General features: G+C 61.3%; 16 protein-coding genes. 10 read left to right on the top strand and 6 right to left on the bottom strand.

What is annotated here, in order from left to right:
* Window positions 1-141: 141 nt before the first annotated feature.
* Together recQ and MHH62_RS15835 are read left to right on the top strand one after the other, a co-directional pair.
* A complete protein-coding gene (gene recQ, locus MHH62_RS15840) occupies window positions 142-2,271 on the top strand; it encodes a DNA helicase RecQ (RefSeq protein ID WP_014719373.1) in 2,130 nt (709 codons plus the stop codon).
* A gap of 121 nt (window positions 2,272-2,392) precedes the next feature.
* A complete protein-coding gene (locus tag MHH62_RS15835; RefSeq protein ID WP_003193007.1) occupies window positions 2,393-2,827 on the top strand; it encodes a MarR family transcriptional regulator in 435 nt (144 codons plus the stop codon).
* Between the two features lie 120 nt (window positions 2,828-2,947).
* Here the strand turns inward: MHH62_RS15835 and MHH62_RS15830 are convergent, their stop codons facing one another.
* Window positions 2,948-5,137: a patatin-like phospholipase family protein gene (locus tag MHH62_RS15830; protein WP_032903134.1), complete on the bottom strand. Its 2,190-nt coding sequence runs from the start codon at window positions 5,135-5,137 to the stop codon at window positions 2,948-2,950.
* A gap of 83 nt (window positions 5,138-5,220) precedes the next feature.
* Between MHH62_RS15830 and MHH62_RS15825 the strand changes: the two genes are divergently transcribed.
* Window positions 5,221-5,508: a SelT/SelW/SelH family protein gene (locus MHH62_RS15825; protein WP_014719371.1), complete on the top strand. Its 288-nt coding sequence runs from the start codon at window positions 5,221-5,223 to the stop codon at window positions 5,506-5,508.
* A gap of 2 nt (window positions 5,509-5,510) precedes the next feature.
* Here the strand turns inward: MHH62_RS15825 and MHH62_RS15820 are convergent, their stop codons facing one another.
* Window positions 5,511-6,392 carry a DMT family transporter gene (locus MHH62_RS15820; RefSeq protein WP_034126769.1) on the bottom strand — a complete coding sequence of 294 codons (882 nt, stop codon included), beginning with the start codon at window positions 6,390-6,392 and terminating at the stop codon, window positions 5,511-5,513.
* Window positions 6,393-6,492: 100 nt separating this feature from the next.
* Window positions 6,493-7,242, bottom strand: coding sequence for an AraC family transcriptional regulator (locus MHH62_RS15815; protein WP_103452155.1), 750 nt, complete (start codon window positions 7,240-7,242; stop codon window positions 6,493-6,495).
* Between the two features lie 137 nt (window positions 7,243-7,379).
* Between MHH62_RS15815 and MHH62_RS15810 the strand changes: the two genes are divergently transcribed.
* Window positions 7,380-8,189 carry a UDP-2,3-diacylglucosamine diphosphatase gene (locus tag MHH62_RS15810; RefSeq protein WP_014719368.1) on the top strand — a complete coding sequence of 270 codons (810 nt, stop codon included), beginning with the start codon at window positions 7,380-7,382 and terminating at the stop codon, window positions 8,187-8,189.
* A gap of 179 nt (window positions 8,190-8,368) precedes the next feature.
* On the opposite strand, the gene MHH62_RS15805 is transcribed toward MHH62_RS15810, so the two are convergent.
* The 3 genes from MHH62_RS15805 to phhA form a co-directional block, all read right to left on the bottom strand.
* A complete protein-coding gene (locus MHH62_RS15805) occupies window positions 8,369-9,562 on the bottom strand; it encodes an amino acid aminotransferase (RefSeq protein ID WP_019818405.1) in 1,194 nt (397 codons plus the stop codon).
* Window positions 9,562-9,918, bottom strand: a complete 357-nt coding sequence (locus tag MHH62_RS15800; protein ID WP_003192995.1) for a 4a-hydroxytetrahydrobiopterin dehydratase — start codon at window positions 9,916-9,918, stop codon at window positions 9,562-9,564. The genes MHH62_RS15805 and MHH62_RS15800 overlap by 1 nt, the downstream gene beginning before the upstream one ends.
* Before the next feature lie 98 nt (window positions 9,919-10,016).
* Window positions 10,017-10,808 (bottom strand): phenylalanine 4-monooxygenase, encoded by a 792-nt coding sequence (gene phhA, locus MHH62_RS15795; protein WP_014719366.1) that lies wholly within the window; start codon window positions 10,806-10,808, stop codon window positions 10,017-10,019.
* Window positions 10,809-11,065: 257 nt separating this feature from the next.
* Here phhA and MHH62_RS15790 point away from each other — a divergent pair, with 257 nt between their 5' ends.
* From MHH62_RS15790 to flgJ, 6 genes are all read left to right on the top strand, one after another.
* Complete coding sequence (locus tag MHH62_RS15790; RefSeq protein ID WP_032903136.1) at window positions 11,066-12,631, top strand: sigma-54-dependent phenylalanine hydroxylase transcriptional regulator PhhR; 1,566 nt, start codon at window positions 11,066-11,068, stop codon at window positions 12,629-12,631.
* Window positions 12,632-13,606: 975 nt separating this feature from the next.
* Window positions 13,607-14,347: a flagellar basal body rod protein FlgF gene (locus MHH62_RS15785; RefSeq protein WP_003192988.1), complete on the top strand. Its 741-nt coding sequence runs from the start codon at window positions 13,607-13,609 to the stop codon at window positions 14,345-14,347.
* A 62-nt stretch (window positions 14,348-14,409) separates the two neighbouring features.
* The gene (gene flgG / locus MHH62_RS15780; RefSeq protein WP_003192986.1) at window positions 14,410-15,195 is read left to right on the top strand and encodes a flagellar basal-body rod protein FlgG; all 786 of its coding nucleotides are present in this window, start codon (window positions 14,410-14,412) and stop codon (window positions 15,193-15,195) included.
* Window positions 15,196-15,247: 52 nt separating this feature from the next.
* On the top strand, window positions 15,248-15,943 hold the full coding sequence (gene flgH, locus MHH62_RS15775; protein WP_014719364.1) for a flagellar basal body L-ring protein FlgH: 696 nt from the start codon (window positions 15,248-15,250) through the stop codon (window positions 15,941-15,943).
* A 6-nt stretch (window positions 15,944-15,949) separates the two neighbouring features.
* Window positions 15,950-17,059: a flagellar basal body P-ring protein FlgI gene (locus MHH62_RS15770; RefSeq protein WP_161981170.1), complete on the top strand. Its 1,110-nt coding sequence runs from the start codon at window positions 15,950-15,952 to the stop codon at window positions 17,057-17,059.
* 4 nt (window positions 17,060-17,063) lie between these two features.
* Complete coding sequence (gene flgJ / locus MHH62_RS15765) at window positions 17,064-18,323, top strand: flagellar assembly peptidoglycan hydrolase FlgJ (RefSeq protein WP_032902465.1); 1,260 nt, start codon at window positions 17,064-17,066, stop codon at window positions 18,321-18,323.
* Window positions 18,324-18,329 lie beyond the last annotated feature (6 nt).

Here is an 18,329-nt window from a genome sequence, read left to right as displayed (position 1 = left end):
GGGTATACTGCCGCGTTTTGTGATGCCCCTACAGGCCCAGCGCCAATCCGGGAAAACTTCGCTTACGGATTATTTTTCGTGAACGGGGATTTTTTCGGCCAGCCTGTATAGAGGGATTTCGGCACCATTTTGGAGTTTTACATGCTCGAGCAGGCTCAACGCGTCCTCAAGGACATCTTCGGCTACGACAGTTTTCGTGGCCGCCAGGGTGCGATCATTGAGCGCGTGGCCAGTGGCGGCGATGCCCTGGTACTGATGCCTACCGGTGGCGGCAAGTCGCTGTGCTTCCAGGTGCCGGCGCTGTTGCGCAATGGCCTGGCCGTGGTGGTGTCGCCGCTGATTGCGTTGATGGACGATCAGGTCGCCACCCTTGAAGAACTCGGTGTCGCCGCCGCGTCGTTGAACTCCACCCTCAGCGCCGAGCAGCAGCGCGACCTGGCCGCACGCATCAAGCGTGGCGAGGTGAAAATGCTCTACCTGGCGCCGGAGCGCCTGGTGCAGCCACGCATGCTGGCTTTTTTGCAGAGCCTGGAAATCGCCCTGTTCGCCATTGACGAAGCCCACTGTGTGTCGCAATGGGGTCACGATTTCCGTCGCGAATACCTGCAGCTTGGCCAATTGGCCGAACTGTTTCCCGATGTGCCGCGTATCGCGCTGACCGCCACCGCCGACAAGCGGACCCGCGAAGAGATCGTCGAGCGCCTGCATTTGCAGAACGCCGAGCGCTTCCTGTCGAGTTTTGACCGGCCCAATATTTTCTACCGCATCGTGCCCAAGGAGCAGCCACGCAAGCAGTTGCTGGCGTTCCTGTCCGAGCGGCGCAGTGACGCGGGCATCGTGTACTGCCTATCGCGCAAGAAAGTCGACGAGGTCGCGGCGTTCCTCTGTGAGCAAGGCTACCCGGCACTGCCTTACCATGCCGGCCTGCCCAATGAAACGCGATCAGCGCACCAGAAACGCTTCCTGAACGAGGAAGGCCTGATCATGGTGGCAACCATCGCCTTTGGCATGGGCATCGACAAATCCAACGTGCGTTTCGTGGCGCACATGGACCTGCCCAAGTCCCTTGAGGCCTATTACCAGGAAACCGGGCGTGCCGGCCGCGATGGCCTGCCGGCGGATGCCTGGATGGTCTACGGACTGCAAGACGTGGTGATGCTCAAGCAGATGCTGCAGAACTCCGAGGGCGACGAGCGCCACAAACGCCTGGAACAGCACAAGCTCGATGCCATGCTCTCATTGTGCGAAGAGACCCGCTGCCGCCGCCAGACCCTGCTGGCGTATTTCGACGAAGACATGCCTGAACCCTGCGGCCACTGCGATAACTGCATCGACGGCGTACAAACCTGGGACGCCACCGAGCCGGCGCGCCAGGCGTTGTCGACGATCTATCGCACCGGCCAGCGTTATGGTGTGGGCCATCTGGTGGACGTACTGCTGGGCAAGGACAACGAAAAAATCCGCAGCTTCGGCCACGAGAAACTCTCGGTGTACGGTGTCGGCAAAGCTCGCGCCGAAGGTGAGTGGCGTTCGCTGTTTCGCCAGATGGTTGCCCGTGGGCTGGTCGACATCGATATCGAAGGCTACGGCGGGCTGCGCCTGAATGACAGTTGCCGGCCCTTGCTCAAGGGCGAAGTGAGCCTGGAACTGCGCCGTGACCTCAAGCCGCAGACCACCGCCAAAAGCAGCAGTACTAGCCAGGCCAGCCAACTGGTGCGGGGTGAAGAACGCGAACAGTGGGAAGCCTTGCGCACCCTGCGGCGCAAACTGGCGCAGGAGCACAGCGTGCCACCCTACGTTATCTTTCCCGACTCCACCTTGCTGGAGATGCTCCGCGAGCAGCCCACCACCATGGCCGAGATGGCCCGGGTCAGCGGTGTGGGCGCGCGTAAACTGGAACGCTACGGCCAGGCCTTCCTGGAAGTGCTCGGCGGCCAGGCCGAAGCGCCGAAGGAAATCGCCGATATTCGCCACGAACTGATCAGCCTGGCCCGCGCCGGCATGACCCCGATCCAGATCGCCGGCCAGCTGCAATGCTCGGAAAAAAACGTATACACCTTGCTCGCCGAAGCCATCGGCAAGCAGCAATTGTCCCTGGAGCAGGCCCTTGATTTGCCTGAAGATTTGCTCGGTGAAATCCAGGACGCTTTTCTCGATGGAGAAGGCGAATTGCCAGCTGTCACGGAGATTGCGCCGTTATTTACCGGGCGTGTTCCGGAAGGCGTTTTGTACTGCGTGCGTGCTGCTTTGCAGTCGGAATTCGAAATTTAGTGTGCCAATTACGACAATGTAACGAATCAGTACATAGCGGGCCTTGCCTACTGACAGGGCTCATGCTTAGCTGACTAATAATTAGCCATACTTTATTTTCAGTCTTAAACATGAGTTTTTTATGCCGTTAACCGATCAACACCGTTTTGGCATGCAGTTGGCGCAAATGTCCCGAGGTTGGCGCGCCGAACTGGATCGCCGGCTGGCGGGGCTGGGCTTGTCCCAGGCGCGCTGGCTGGTGCTGTTGCACCTGGCCCGTTTTGTCGAAGCACCCACCCAGCGTGAATTGGCCCAAAGTGTCGGCGTGGAAGGGCCCACCCTGGCCCGTCTGCTCGATAGCCTGGAAGGCCAGGGCCTGGTGCAACGCCAAGCCGTGGTGGAAGACCGCCGCGCCAAACGTATCCTGCTGTGCGATACCGCCCAACCGCTGATCGACCAGATCGAAACCATCGCCACGGCGTTGCGCCATGAGTTGTTCGTGGGCGTGAATGAGGAAGACCTGCGGGTGTGCATGCGGGTGCATGAGCACATCCTGGCGAACCTGGAAAAGTCCTGATCTAAATAGTGTGGGAGCTGGCTTGCCTGCGATGACGGACATTCAGTCAAGGGATTAGCTGGCTGACGCACCGCTATCGCAGGCAAGCCAGCTCCCACATTGGGTTTAGTGTTCGGCTTCTTAGAACGTCTGGCCCAGGTTCAAGTACACCGCCTTCTGATTATCATCATTGAACCCATAGCTGAAATTCAGCGGCCCCAAGGGTGTATCAAACCCCAGAAAAATACTTGCAGCGTTGATATAGCCGCTGTCGAACTCGTTATCGTTGTTCCACGCCCGACCCCGTTCCAGGGATGCACCTAGGTACAACGGGAAGTCCAGTGGCAGGTAAGAGCGCGGGGTGAGCCTGCGGTAGTACACCGCGCGCATCAGGCTGATGTTCTGCCCCGAAATCGCATCCTGGCGGAAGCCTGATAATTGCCGTGCGCCTCCTAGCAGGAAGCTGGAAATCACCACATCCGAATCGTCCAGGGTGCGCCCATAGCGGCCGCCCAGTATCAGGGTGTCCGGGCCGTGGCTCATGGCCTTGTCCAGCTTGAATTCCCACTGGCGGTAGCGCTGGTCCGAGCCCAGGCCAGGTTCGAACTCGCGAAAGGCCAGGCCGATGTCTTCGCCGCTGTGGGGGAAGTACACGTTGTCCAGGGAGTCGAAGGAATATTTGAGTTCATAGAAGCCTTCGCTGAAGCTCACGCTTGGCAGATCGCGGTCGCCAATGCGCACGTCCGCCTTGCCCCAGGCTTCGCCCACGCCAAAGCGGATCTCGCCGCTGTTGCCGATCTGCCGGCCCACGTTCAAACCGAAGCCATAGCGTTCCAGGCGGTATTCGGAGATGGGGTCGTTATCCAGGATCAGCTCGACGTTCTGCGCCTCGGCCCTGATGTAGGGGGCCACAAAGTAACGTGAGCCGGTGTCCATGGGTTGGTAGAACTCGCTGTAGAGCTCCTGCCGATCACCGATCTGCACCCGTGTGAGCCATTCCGCGCCGAGGCGGTTGATGCCGTTCACGCGGTAACTGGCGCCGAGGTTGAAGGCGCTGTCGCCGCGCATGTCGTCCGAGAGGTTCAAGCCCAGGCGCAGGTAGTCGGTGCCGCTGCGCTTGCCGCGTGCGCTGATCACCAGGGTGTTGTCCTGGCCTTTTTTTACCACGCGGTATTGCACCTGCTCGAAGTAATCGAGGCCGTACAGGGTGCCCATGTCTGATTGCAGGCGGCCCAGGTTCAACGGTTCTCCCAGCCCCTGGCGAATGTAATAGCGGATGACGTCATCACTGACCTTGGAGTCGTTCTCCACCTGGATTGCGGTGATTACCGGGGTGCGTTCGCCCGGTGTGCGGGCGGCTATCAGGTCGGCGTCGATGGGTTCGGCAGGGCGCAGGTGTGCCAGGCGTACGTCGAGGGCACGGGTGGCGCGGTAGCCGGCATCGATCATGTCCTTGGCGCGGCCAAAGTCGGTGACGCCATAAGCGGCCAGCGGCGGTTGGATCAACACGTCCTTGGGGTTCAGGGCCTTGAGTTGTTCCTCGGAGTTACGCCGGGTCATCAGGGTGATGGACTGGTTGAGCACGTCCACCACGGTGGCCAGTTGTTTGCGCGAGCGCAGCGGGGTGCCGATGTCGACCACGATAGCAATATCGACGCCCATCTCCCGCGCCACATCCAACGGGATGTTGTCGGTCATACCGCCGTCCACCAGCAGGCGGCCATCCAGCTCCACCGGGGCGAACACCGCGGGAATCGACATGCTGGCGCGTATCACCTGGGGCAGGTGGCCTTTGCTGAAGACTACTTTTTCGCCGGTGGTGATGTCGGTAGCCACGGCGCGAAAGGGGATCGGCAGCTTGTCGAAATTACGCGTGTTGCTGCTGTGGGCGAACATGCTTTCCAGCAGCAACGCCAGGTTCTGGCCCTGGATCACGCCCAGCGGCAGGCCGAGGCTGCCATCGTCGCGAAAACTGAGTTTTTGTTTGACCAGGAAATCCCGGTCGTCCTGTTTGCGCCGAAACGGTACATCTTCACGCGGTGGCGCGTCGGACAGGGCCTGCTGCCAGTCGATCCCCAGCGCCAACTTCTCCAGCTCGTCAATTTTGTAGCCCGACGCATACAACCCGCCAATCACCGCGCCCATACTGGTGCCGGCAATCGCATCGATATGAATACCTTGCTCTTCAAGCGCCTTGAGCACGCCGATATGCGCCAGGCCACGGGCAGCGCCGCCGGACAGCACCAGGCCGATTTTCGGGCGGGGGGCTTCTACCGCGTCGGCAAGTAGGGGGACAAGGCACAGGAACAGGCAAGACAGCAGGCGGCGCATCATCAATCTCGTGGCTGGGCGACAAAGGCCGCTATTATAGCCACCCGATTCGCTGAGCCTGTTACGCCAGGAGCCGCTTAATGATGTCTGCATGCAAACCCGAGATCGTGATCACCTATTGCACCCAGTGCCAGTGGTTGCTGCGCGCCGCGTGGCTGGCCCAGGAGCTACTCAGCACCTTTGCCGATGACTTGGGGCGCGTGGCACTGGAACCAGCCACCGGCGGGGCCTTTCGCATTACCTGCGATGGCGTGCAGATTTGGGAGCGCAAGGCCGATGGCGGTTTTCCCGAGGCCAAGGTGCTCAAGCAGCGAGTGCGCGACCAGATCGACCCGCAGCGCGACCTCGGGCATAACGACCGTACCGTCTGAAGTCAGGCCGGCGCCGGTTGCTTGGCCTGGCTGGCGCTGCCCATCAGGCCGGAGAGCACGATGGCGACGATGATCAAGGCGCCGCCCAGCAGCATGCGCAGGGTCGGGGTTTCGGCAAACAACAGCCAGGCCACGGTGATGCCGTAGACCGGTTCCATCGCAAACACCACCGACGCGGTGCGCGCCTTGATCACCGCAAGGCTGGCGACAAACAGGCTGTGGGCCAGGCCGGTACAAAACACCCCCAGCAGCCCGATCCACAGCCAATCTATCCCTCGCACATCCGCCAACCCCGGCGCGGCCACGGGCAGCAGGAGCGCGGCGACCACGACGTTCTGGCACAGCGCGGCCTGTACCGCAGGAATGCGCCCGGAACTGGCGCGATTGTTCAGCGACAACAACGAGAACAACAGGCCCGAGACGATGCCCCATAGCAGGCCGCCCGTGGCTTCGCTGGCGAGATTGAAATCCGGGGTCACAAGCACCAGGCCAACGGTGACCAGCACCACCAGCAGCACTTCATTGGCCCGAATACGCTCGCGGAAAATCAGCCCCTCAAGGATCACCGTAAAGGCCGGAAAGGCGGTGAACCCCAGGGTCGCCACAGCCACACCCGCGACTTTGACGGCGATAAAGAACGTCACCCAATGGGCAGCCAACAACACGCCGCTGACCAGCAGCCGGCGCCAGTCACGCATCTCCAGTTTTTTCCAGGGAGCGTTGCTGGCAAAGCGCGCAAAGACCGCCAGTGCCAGCACGGCAAACGCCGCCCGGCCAAATACGATGATGGCGGGGGAGGCCGCCGCCAGCTTGCCGAACACGCCGGTGAGGCCAAACATCAATGCGCCGATATGCAGGGCGCCAAGGGCTGAGCGGGGAGTCATTGCGATCCTTGATCCAACAGGGGGTGACAGCCTCGCAGTCTAGAGGGTTGGAGAATGGGCGTCTGTCGCGGGTGGGGTGATTTTTAGCGCAAGACTCTTGCTAGCCCGCTCGACGCAATGCACCGGGCGAGGCGCCAAACGCCCGAAGCATGGCCGCGCAAAATGCACTTTGCGAGGCGTAACCGACGCGCTCGGCAATCTCGCCGATGGGCAGGGAGGTTTCGCGTAAAAGCCTGAGCGCCATGTGCAAGCGACGACTGCGTAGATAGTCCATCGGCGTTTGCCCGCACTCCGCCATAAACCGTGCATGCAGGCGCGGCACGGACAAATCGGCAATCCGTGCCAGGTCGGCCACCTGGAGCGGACGCGCCGCATGGCGCTCGATATGGCTATTGAACGCGGCATAAGGCAGACGCCGGCCAGGCAGCGGTTGGGCCTGAGGGTGGTTGAGGCTGGCCAGTAACAACACGGCGCCTTGCTGGACGATCAGTGGGTCGTGCACCGGGCTCTGTGCCAGCCACTGCACCAACTGGTGTTGCCGGGCATCCAACGCGAGGCGCGCGGGTTGGTCGAGCAAGCGGCGGCTGGCGTCGGCATGTTCGCCCAAGGATTGCACCACCCAGTGCTCAGTCGGCACATCCAGCACCAGGCAGCGGCTGCCATCGCGGCTGATACAGGCATGATGGGTGGAGAAGGGCAGCACCATCACGCTGCTTTCGCGCACCTGGCTGCCACGGCCATCGACTTCCAGGTCCAGGTGCCCGGACAGGCCGAACACCAACTGCGCATGGTCATGGCTGTGGGCAATGGGCGCTTCGAGGTAGTGGCGTAGCGTGAGGGTCGGGCTCATCGCGGTCTCCAGGGCGGCAAGCTGTCAGTCTACAACGCTTGGCGAGCGACGGGCGCTGTCATCAGACTGACGCACGCTTGTCATGGACTATTAATCGCCAAGGCGCAAGCTCGCCAAAACAGCGTCGAGGGATGCCCATGACCCGTGCCGAGTTCACCAAGCCCAGCCGCAAGCAACGGGTGCGAACCCTGTGGATTTCCGACGTGCACCTGGGCACTCGGGATTGCCAGGCCGAACACCTGTCGCACTTTCTCAAGGGCTACCATGCCGACAAGGTCTACCTGGTCGGTGACATCATCGACGGTTGGAAACTGCGCGGTGGCATGTATTGGCCCCAGGCTCACACCAACGTGATCCGCCGCTTGCTGACCATGGCCAAACGTGGCACCGAGGTGATCTATGTCACCGGCAACCATGACGAGTTCCTGCGTCGCTATTCCAAGCTGATCCTGGGCAATATCCAATTGGTCGATGAGGCTGTACACGTCACCGCCGATGGCCGCCACTTGCTGGTGATTCATGGCGACCAGTTTGATGTGATCACGCGCTATCACCGCTGGCTCGCCTTTCTCGGCGACTCGGCCTACGAATTCACCCTGACGCTGAACCGCTGGCTGAACCACTGGCGTGCGCGGTATGGCTACGGTTATTGGTCGCTGTCGGCGTACCTGAAACACAAGGTCAAGACGGCAGTGAGTTTTATCAGCGATTTCGAAGAGGCGATTGCCCACGAGGTGACCAAGCGGGAATTGCACGGGGTGGTGTGCGGGCATATTCACCATGCCGAGATTCGCAAGGTGGGCGAGGTGGATTACCTCAACTGCGGGGATTGGGTGGAGTCGTGCACGGCCTTGATCGAGCACTGGGATGGGCATATCGAGTTGTATCGGTTGGCGGATGCGCAGGCCAAAGAGGCACTGCTAAAGGCCGAAATGGTCGCTGGCTGAACCTGTGGCGAGGGAGCTTGCTCCCGTGACGGCCTGACAGCCGACGCTGATCTACCTGACACCCCACGATTCAAATGTGGGAGCGGGCTTGCCCGCGATGGCGGCGGGCCAGGCAATTAATCTGCAACTGAACCACCGCCATCGCAGGCAAGCCAGCTCCCACACGTAATCCTGTTGCTTCAGTTGGAAACGTCGGCGATGGCTTGAGCCAGCAACGTCAAGCGCGTTGCATCAACACCGGCCACGTTAGCCCGCCCCGAACTGACCATATACACACTGTGCTTTTCGCGCAGTTGCTTGACCTGCTCGGCACTCAAGCCGGTATAGGAAAACATCCCACGCTGCGTGCCGATATGTGCGAATTTCTCGGCCAGGCCATGGGGCGCAAGCGCTTCCACCAATCCTGCGCGCAGATGGGCGATCCGCGAACGCATGGCCTCGACTTCCTCGCTCCACTGCTTTTTCAGCTGTGCATCACCGAGGATGGTCGCCACCACGGCGGCGCCATGATCCGGCGGTGTCGACCACAGGTTGCGAGCGATATTCGCCAGTTGGCTGCGTACATCGGTGAGCTTTTCGGCATCCGCCGCACAGACGATCAATGCACCCACGCGGTCGCGATACAGGCCGAAGTTCTTCGAGCAGGAGCTGGTGATCAGCACTTCCGGCAGCTCGGCGGCAAACAGGCGCACCGCCCAGGCATCCTGTTCCAGGCCATCGCCAAAGCCCTGGTAGGCGAAGTCGATCAGCGGCAGCAACTGGCGTTCACGCACGATCTGCAAGACCTGGCGCCAGTCATCCTGGGACAGATCAAAGCCGGTCGGGTTATGGCAGCACGCGTGCAGCAATACCACGTCGCCCTTGGGCACGCTGGACAGGGTTGCCAGCATTGCCGTCACATCCAGGCGGTTGTCGCTGCCCACGTAAGGGTAATGACTGACCTTGAGCCCGGCTTTGGCAAAAATGGTTTCGTGGATCGGCCAGGTCGGGTTGCTCAGCCACACGCCACGGCCCGGCAGGCTGTGGGCGATAAAGTCGGCACTCAAGCGCAGGGCGCCGGTGCCGCCTGGGGTTTGCGTGGCGCCAGCGCGGCGGTCACGCAGCAAGGCCGAGTCGGCGCCGAGCACCAGTTGGCTGATCAGGCTGCCGAACGCTGCATCGCCATGCCCACCGATATAGGTCTTGGTCACTTGGGTGTCGACCAGGCGCTGTTCCGCCAGCTTCACCGAGTGGGGAATCGGCGTCAGGCCTTGCTCGTCCTTATAGACACCTACGCCCAGGTCGAACTTGTTCGGGTTGGCGTCCTGGGTATACAGGTCCATCAACCCGAGAATCGGGTCGCCGGGCACGCGGTCGATGGCATCGAAATGCATTACTTGCGGCCCTCGGCAGTCTTGGCCACTTCGTCGGTGCGCGCGGCCATGATGAAGTCGTTGCGGTGCAGGCCCTTGATGGAGTGGCTCCACCAGGTCACGGTGACTTTGCCCCACTCGGTGAGCAGGCCAGGGTGATGGCCTTCGGCTTCGGAAATTTCACCCATGGCGTTGGTGAAAGCCAGGGCGAATTTGAAGTTCTTGAACAGGAAAACCTTTTCCAACTGCATCACGCCGTCGCGCACTTCGATGTTCCAGTCAGGGATCTGCTTGATCAGCACCGGCAGTTCTTCATCGCTGACTTGCGGGGCATCGGCGCGGCAGGCTTCGCAGTGGGCTTGGTTCAAGGTGGTCATGGAAGGTGTCCTGAATTCGAATGATTGAAGGTCAGTGGCGTTACCCTAAAGCAACGCGGGGCCAGGGAACAGACTCACCTGGCCTTAAAACGTGAGGTTCACGCGGCTTTGGGTTTGGGCGGAAATTTCGGTGCGTGCAGACCCAACTGCATGCCGCGCTCGACCATGCCCATGATGTCTTCCTGCGCCACGTCGAACAGGCGCTTGAGCTCGGGCAAGACGAAGTACAGCGGTTGCAGGATGTCGATGCGATAGGGGGTGCGCATCGCTTCCAGCGGGTCGAAGGCCTGGTGCTCGGGCTCGTCCGACAGGCAATACACACTTTCTTTAGGCGACGACAAAATGCCGCCACCGTAGATACGCCGGCCCTGAGGCGTGTCCACCAGGCCGAACTCGATGGTCATCCAGTACAGGCGCGCCAGGTACACCCGTTGCTCCTTGGTGGCCGCCAGGCCGAGCTTGCCGTAGGTGTGGGTGAATTCAGCGAACCAGGGGTTGGTTAGCAGCGGGCAGTGGCCAAAGATCTCGTGAAAAATATCCGGCTCTTGCAGGTAGTCCAGTTCTTCACGGGTGCGGATAAAGGTCGCCACCGGAAACTGCTTGCTGGCCAGCAATTCAAAGAAGGTCTGGAAGGGAATCAGCGCCGGCACGCGGGCGACTTGCCAACCGGTGGTGTCGGCCAGCACCTTGTTGATCTCGCCCAGTTGGGGGATGCGGTCCAGGGGCAGGCCGAGCTTGTCGATGCCGTCCAGGTATTCCTGGCAGGCGCGGCCCTCAATCACCTTCAACTGACGAGTGATCAGGGTATTCCACACCGCGTGTTCTTCTGGCGGGTAGTGGATAAAACCTTGCGCATCGGGCTCGCGGGCCACGTACTGCGTCTGCTTCATACGGCTCTCCTGCTAGGCATTCGTTCTTGTTATGTCCTGGGATGCCTCTATTGATAACCGGATAGGCGCAGGATTCCATCAGCCTTTAGCCAATGCGTGTAGGAAAAATTACCGATATTCGTAAAGAATTCGTTACGATAGGCTCGCTTCTCGCAGCTATGGGCTGGGAATAGCTGCCGTACTGTCACATAATCTTGACGACTATCTGCGCCTAGCGACAAAAAGAGGCGGCGCCTACTTCTTTTTCGAGTTTTTCCATGCGTATCAAAGTGCACTGCCAGAACCGCATCGGCATCCTGCGGGACATCCTCAACCTGCTGGTGGAGTACGGCGTCAACGTCGCCAAGGGCGAAGTCGGCGGTGAGCATGGCAATGCCATCTACCTGTTCTGCCCCAACCTGGTGAACATGCAATTCCAGGCGTTGCGCCCGCAGTTCGAGGCGATTGCCGGAGTGTTCGGGGTCAAGCGGGTAGGGCTGATGCCCAGCGAGCGGCGGCATATGGAACTCAATGCGTTGCTCGGTGCCCTGGAATTCCCGGTGCTGTCCATTGATATGGGCGGCTCCATCGTGGCCGCCAACCGGGCGGCGGCGCAGTTGCTTGGCGTGCGGGTAGATGAAGTGCCGGGGATTCCCCTGTCGCGTTATGCCGAGGATTTTGACCTGCCGGAACTGGTGCGCGCCAGCAAGTCGCGAATCAATGGCCTGCGGGTCAAGGTCAAGGGCGACGTATTTCTGGCGGATATCGCGCCGCTGCAATCCTCCGAGCACGACGACAGCGAAGCCATGGCCGGCGCCGTGCTCACCCTGCACCGTGCCGACCGTGTCGGTGAGCGTATCTATAACGTGCGCAAGCAAGAGCTGCGCGGTTTCGACAGCATCTTCCAAAGCTCCAAGGTCATGGCCGCAGTGGTGCGTGAAGCGCGGCGCATGGCGCCGCTGGATGCGCCGCTATTAATAGAAGGCGAAACCGGCACCGGCAAGGAGCTATTGGCCCGGGCCTGCCACTTGGCCAGCCCGCGGGGGCAGTCGCCGTTGATGGCGCTCAACTGCGCGGGGTTGCCCGAGTCGATGGCCGAGACTGAACTGTTTGGCTATGGTCCCGGCGCATTTGAAGGGGCGCGGGCGGAAGGTAAATTGGGCCTGCTTGAGCTGACGGCGGGCGGTACCTTGTTTCTCGACGGCGTGGGAGAAATGAGCGCGCGCTTGCAGGTCAAGCTGCTGCGCTTTTTGCAGGATGGTTGTTTTCGCCGGGTGGGCAGTGATGAAGAGGTGTACCTGGACGTGCGGGTGATCTGCGCGACCCAGGTAGATTTGTCGGAACTCTGCGCCCGGGGTGAGTTTCGTCAGGACCTTTATCACCGGCTGAATGTGCTGTCGTTGCATATCCCGCCGTTGCGCGAATGCCTGGATGGCCTCGCGCCGTTGGTCGAGCACTTTCTCGACCAGGCCAGCCGGCAGATCGGTTGCCCACTGCCCAGGCTGGCCCCTGCGGCCATGGACAAACTCAGCCACTACCACTGGCCAGGCAACGTGCGGCAACTGGAAAACGTGCTGTTCCAGGCGGTGTCGTTGTGCGAAGGCGGCACGGTCAAGGTTGAGCATATTCGCTTGCCCGATTACGGCGTGCGTCAGCCGCTGGGTGATTTTTCCCTGGAGGGGAGCCTGGAGGATATCGTCGGGCGCTTTGAGAAGGCGGTGTTGGAAAGCCTGTACGCCGAACACCCGAGCAGCCGCCAGTTAGGCAAGCGCCTGGGAGTTTCCCACACCACCATTGCCAACAAGCTGCGTGATTACGAAGTGCTCAAGGCCGATCGCAGTTAAAACGGTGGGAGCTGGCTTGCCTGCTATAGCGGATTGTCAGTTGGCATATCAGTGCCTGCCCAACCGCTATCGCAGGCAAGCCAGCTCCCACATTGGTTGGGTGTTGCCCACGCAATCAGCGCCCGGCCTCAATCCCCTGTGGGAGTGGGCTTGCCCGCGAAGGCGGCGTGTCAGTCAATGATTCTGTCGCTGAACTAACGCTATCGCAGGTAAGCCAGCTCCCACATTGGTTGGGTGTTGCCCACGCAATCAGCGCCCGGCCTCAATCCCCTGTGGGAGTGGGCTTGCCCGCGAAGGCGGCGTGTCAGTCAATGATTCTGTCGCTGAACTAACGCTATCGCAGGTAAGCCAGCTCCCACATTGGTTGGGTATTGCCCCCGCAATCAGCGCCCGGCCTCAATCCCCTGTGGGAGCGGGCTTGCCCGCGAAGGCGGCGTGTCAGTCAATGATTCTGTCGCTGAACTAACACTATCGCAGGCAAGCCAGCTCCCACATTGGTTGGGTATTGCCCCCGCAATCAGCGCCCGGCCTCAATCCCCTGTGGGAGCGGGCTTGCCCGCGAAGGCGGCGGGTCAGTCAATGATTCTGTCGCTGAACTAACACTATCGCAGGCAAGCCAGCTCCCACATTGGTTGGGTATTGCCCCCGCAATCAGCGCCCGGCCTCAATCCCCTGTGGGAGCGGGCTTGCCCGCGATGGCGGCGGGTCAGTCAATTAATCTGCAACTGAATCAGCACGATCGCAGGCAAGCCCGCTCCCCCTTTGATCTCTACCGGTTTGAAGGCCGGTGTTTGCCGCAGGCGGCAGTAGTCCGCCGTTTTTTCGACTGTTTCTCCCATCACCTCTTTCAGCTACCTCCACGAAACCCCCGCCCAGCCTGGACTTTCGCCTCTTTTGAAAAGTTGGTTCGCAAATTGCTTAAGCCTCCTCAGTACAGCGGTGGGCGGCAAGCGTCCGTCAGAAAGAGGATAGAGCGTGGACAAGTACCTTTATGTGGCAATGACCGGCGCCAGCCAGAATGCACTGGCGCAGAAGGCCCATGCCAACAATCTGGCGAACATTTCCACCAACGGCTTTCAGCGCGACCTGGAACAGGCGCGTTCGATGCCGGTGTTCGGTGACAGCTTTCCGGCGCGGGCGTTTGCCATGACCGAACGTCCGGCTACCGACTTTTCACCGGGCGCGATGATCGAAACCGGCCGCGACCTCGACGTGGCCGTCAGCGGCGACGGCTGGATGGCGGTGCAAACCCCCGATGGCGGCGAAGCCTACGTGCGCAGCGCCAGCATGAACGTGGATGCCTTGGGCGTGCTGCGGGCCGGCAACGGTATGCCGATCATGGGCAACGGTGGCCCGATTGCCGTGCCGCCCCAGCAGAAAATCGAAGTGGGTTCGGACGGCACCATCAGCATCCGTGCCATGGGCGAAGGTCCGCGGGTGATGGCGGAAGTGGACCGTATCAAGATGGTCCAGCCTGACCTCAAGAACATGACCAAAGGCCTGGACGGCACCATCCACACCAAGGATGGCCAACCGGCCCAGGCCGACGCGAATGTGCGGCTGACCTCGGGTTTCCTGCAGGCGAGCAACGTCAATGCCGTGGAAGAAATGACCGCGGTGCTGGCGCTGGCCAAGCAGTTCGAGCTGCATATCAAGATGATGAACAGCGCTAAAGAAGACGACCAGGCCATGACGCGCGTCATGCAGATGAGCTGATCCAAGCCCATTAACTAATTTGCAACGCAGCGCCAACCATCCGGCGCACGAAGGAGAACAGCATGCTTCCGGCTCTATGGGTTGCCAAGACAGGCCTGTCCGCCCAGGACACCAACCTGACGACCATTTCCAACAACCTGGCAAACGTGTCGACCACGGGCTTCAAACGTGACCGCGCCGAGTTCCAGGACTTGCTCTATCAGATCAAGAAGCAACCGGGCGCCCAGTCGACCCAGGACAGCGAACTGCCGTCGGGCCTGCAACTGGGTACCGGTGTGCAGATCGTCGGCACCCAGAAAAACTTCAGCGCCGGTAACCTGCAGCAAACCGGCCAGCCCCTGGACATGGCGATCAATGGTCGCGGCTTTTTCCAGGTGCTGCAACCGGATGGCACCACTTCTTACACCCGTGACGGCACCTTCCACCTGGACTCCAACGGCCAGATCGTGACCGCCAACGGTTTCGCCCTGGAGCCTGCTGTCGTGGTGCCGCCCGACGCCAAGACCTTCACCGTCGGCAACGACGGCACCGTGTCCATCACCGTCGCTGGCAACCCAGCGTCCCAGGTGATCGGCAACCTGCAAACCGCCGACTTCATCAACCCGGCCGGCCTGCAGGCGATGGGCAACAACCTGTTCCTGGAAACCGCCTCCAGTGGCGCGCCGCAAATCGGCACCCCTGGCTTGAACGGCTTCGGTACCACGCTGCAAAGCACCCTGGAAACCTCCAACGTCAGTACCGTTGAGGAGATGGTCAACATGATCACCACCCAGCGCGCCTACGAGATGAACTCCAAGGTGATTTCCACCGCCGACCAGATGCTTTCGTTCGTTACGCAAAATCTGTAATCAGTCTATGGGGCGCCCTTGAGGGTGCCTGCAACACCGTGAGGTTAGGGTCATGAATCGCTATGTTTGTGTGTTGGCATTGAGTGGGATCGCCGTGCTTGCGGGCTGTGTCGCCCCCACGCCAAAGCCCAATGACCCGTACTACGCGCCGGTGTTGCCACGCACACCGTTGCCGGCGGCGGCCAACAATGGCTCGATCTACCAGGCCGGTTTCGAGCAGAACCTGTACAGCGACCGCAAGGCGTTCCGGGTCGGTGACATCATCACCATTACCCTGAATGAGAAGACCCAGGCCAGCAAGAACGCTAACTCGCAGATAGGCAAGAACAGCAAGACCAGCATCGGCCTGACCTCGCTGTTCGGCGGCGGCCTGAACACCAACAATCCGCTGGGCAGTGGTGACCTGAGCCTGGACGCCGGCTACAGCGGCGACCGTGCCACCAACGGCAAGAGCGCGGCAGGGCAGGGCAACAGCCTGACCGGTTCGATCACCGTGACCGTCGCCGACGTATTGCCCAACGGCATCATTGCCGTGCGTGGTGAAAAGTGGATGACCCTCAACACCGGCGACGAGTTGGTGCGCATCGCCGGCATGGTCCGTGCCGATGACATCTCCACCGACAACACCGTGCCGTCGACGCGCATTGCCGATGCACGCATTACCTACTCGGGCACCGGTTCGTTTGCCGATGCGAGCCAGCCGGGCTGGTTCGACCGCTTCTTCCTCAGCCCGCTGTTCCCTTTCTAGGTGGCCATTTTGAAGTTCAAACAGCTGATGGCGATGACGCTTTTGCTGGCCTTGAGCGCTGTGGCCCATGCCGAGCGCCTGAAGGACATCGCCAGTATTTCCGGCGTGCGCTCCAACCAGTTGATCGGCTATGGCCTGGTCGTGGGGCTTAACGGCACGGGTGACCAGACCACCCAGACGCCGTTCACCCTGCAAACCTTCAACAACATGCTCTCGCAGTTCGGCATCAAAGTGCCGCCAGGCTCGGGCAACGTGCAGCTGAAGAACGTCGCAGCGGTGTCGATCAGCGCCGATCTGCCCGCGTTCGCCAAGCCGGGGCAGGTGGTGGATATCACCGTGTCGTCCATGGGTAACTCCAAGAGCCTGCGCGGCGGCACCTTGCTGATGACGCCGCTCAAAGGTATCGACGGCAACGTCTACGCCATCGCCCAGGGCAACCTGGTGGTCGGCGGTTTTGACGCCGAAGGCCGCGACGGTTCGAAGATCACCGTCAACGTGCCGTCGGCCGGGCGTATCCCCGGTGGCGCCACGGTTGAACGCACCGTGCCGAGTGGTTTCAACCAGGGCAACAGCCTGACCCTGAACCTCAACCGCTCCGACTTCACCACCGCCAAGCGCGTGGTCGACAAGATCAATGACATGCTCGGCCCTGGCGTGGCCCAGGCCATCGACGGCGGCTCGGTTCGCGTCACTGCGCCTCTGGACCCAAGCCAGCGTGTGGACTACCTGTCGATCCTGGAAAACCTTGAGGTGGACCCCGGCCAGGCCGTGGCTAAAGTCATCATCAACTCGCGCACCGGCACCATCGTGATCGGCCAGAACGTCAAGGTTTCGCCAGCGGCGGTGACCCACGGCAGCCTGACGGTGACCATCACCGAAGACCCGATCGTCAGCCAGCCTGGGCCGTTGTCCGGTGGCCAGACGGCCGTGGTCCCGCGCTCGCGCGTCAATGCCCAGCAAGAAGCCAAGCCGATGTTCAAGTTCGGCCCCGGCACCACCCTGGACGAGATTGTCCGTGCGGTGAACCAGGTGGGCGCTGCGCCCGGCGACTTGATGGCGATCCTCGAAGCTTTGAAGCAGGCCGGCGCGTTGCAAGCCGACCTGATCGTGATCTGAGGCCATGGCCATGGATATGCGCAAGAGCGGTATCAGCAGCACGGCGGACTCGGGGTCTTACTCCGACCTGAACCGGCTTAACCAGCTCAAGGTCGGTGCCGACAAAAACAGCGAAGGCAACCTGCGCAAAGTGGCGCAGGAATTCGAGTCGCTGTTTTTGAACGAGATGCTCAAGTCCATGCGTTCGGCCACCGAGGCCCTGGGCAAGGACAACCCGCTGAACACCCCGGCCGCCAAGCAGTACCAGGAAATGTACGACCAGCAATTGGCGGTGTCGATGTCCCGCGAAGGCGGTGGTATCGGCCTGGCCGATGTGCTGATGCGCCAGATGCAGAAGAACAAGCCGGTGGAGGCCCAGGCCGCCACCTTGCAAGGCCCGGCGGCGGATGCGCCGGTGAAGAAAGTCGATGTGCCGACCGAGATTGCCGCCGGTACCCAGGCCGAAGGCCCGTTGGGCCGCTCCAATGGCCAGCGGCCTTTGTGGGCGTATCGCGTGGCCGTGCCTGAGGGCGCCAGCACCCATGCCAACGACATGGAACTGATGAACCAGCGCCGTATCGCCTTGCCCAGCAAGCTGGCCGACCGCCTGCTGGCCGGCATCGTGCCGAACGCTCCGGTCGAAGCCAAAGCCGCGCCCCTGCGTAACAGCGCTGCCGACGACACGGTCATCAACAGCAGCGCGCGTAGCTTTGCCGTGCCGAGCGGGCGCATGCAGGTGTATGGCCGCGCCATTGCGCAGCCACCGCTGGCGCCGGCCAAGAAAGCCTTCAGCTCCCAGGATGAATTCGTCGCCACTATGCTGCCGATGGCCAAGGCCGCCGCCGCACGTATCGGTATCGACCCCAAATATCTTGTGGCCCAGGCCGCGCTGGAAACCGGCTGGGGCAAATCGGTGATGCGCGCCGAGGACGGCAGTAGCAGCCACAACCTGTTCGGCATCAAGGCTGGCCAGAGCTGGCAGGGCGGTCAGGCCCGGGCGATCACCAGCGAGTTTCGCGATGGTGCGATGGTCAAGGAAACGGCGCAGTTCCGTTCCTACAGCTCGTATCAGGACAGCTTCCACGACCTCGTGACTTTGCTGCAAAGCCATGATCGCTATAAAGAAGTTGTGAAATCAGCCGACAACCCGGAACAGTTTGTACGCGAGTTGCAAAAAGCCGGTTATGCAACCGACCCGGATTACGCCAGCAAGATTTCGCAGATCGCAAAAAACATGAACAGTTACCAGAACTACGCTGCCGCTGGCGCAACCACACATTTATAAGGTCTG

It is taken from the genome of Pseudomonas sp. FSL L8-0168, from assembly GCF_037976155.1.
In the GTDB taxonomy this organism is placed as follows: Bacteria; Pseudomonadota; Gammaproteobacteria; order Pseudomonadales; family Pseudomonadaceae; genus Aquipseudomonas; species Aquipseudomonas paracarnis.
Note: the sequence above shows the minus strand (reverse complement) of the source record. Positions and strands in the feature narration are given on the sequence as shown.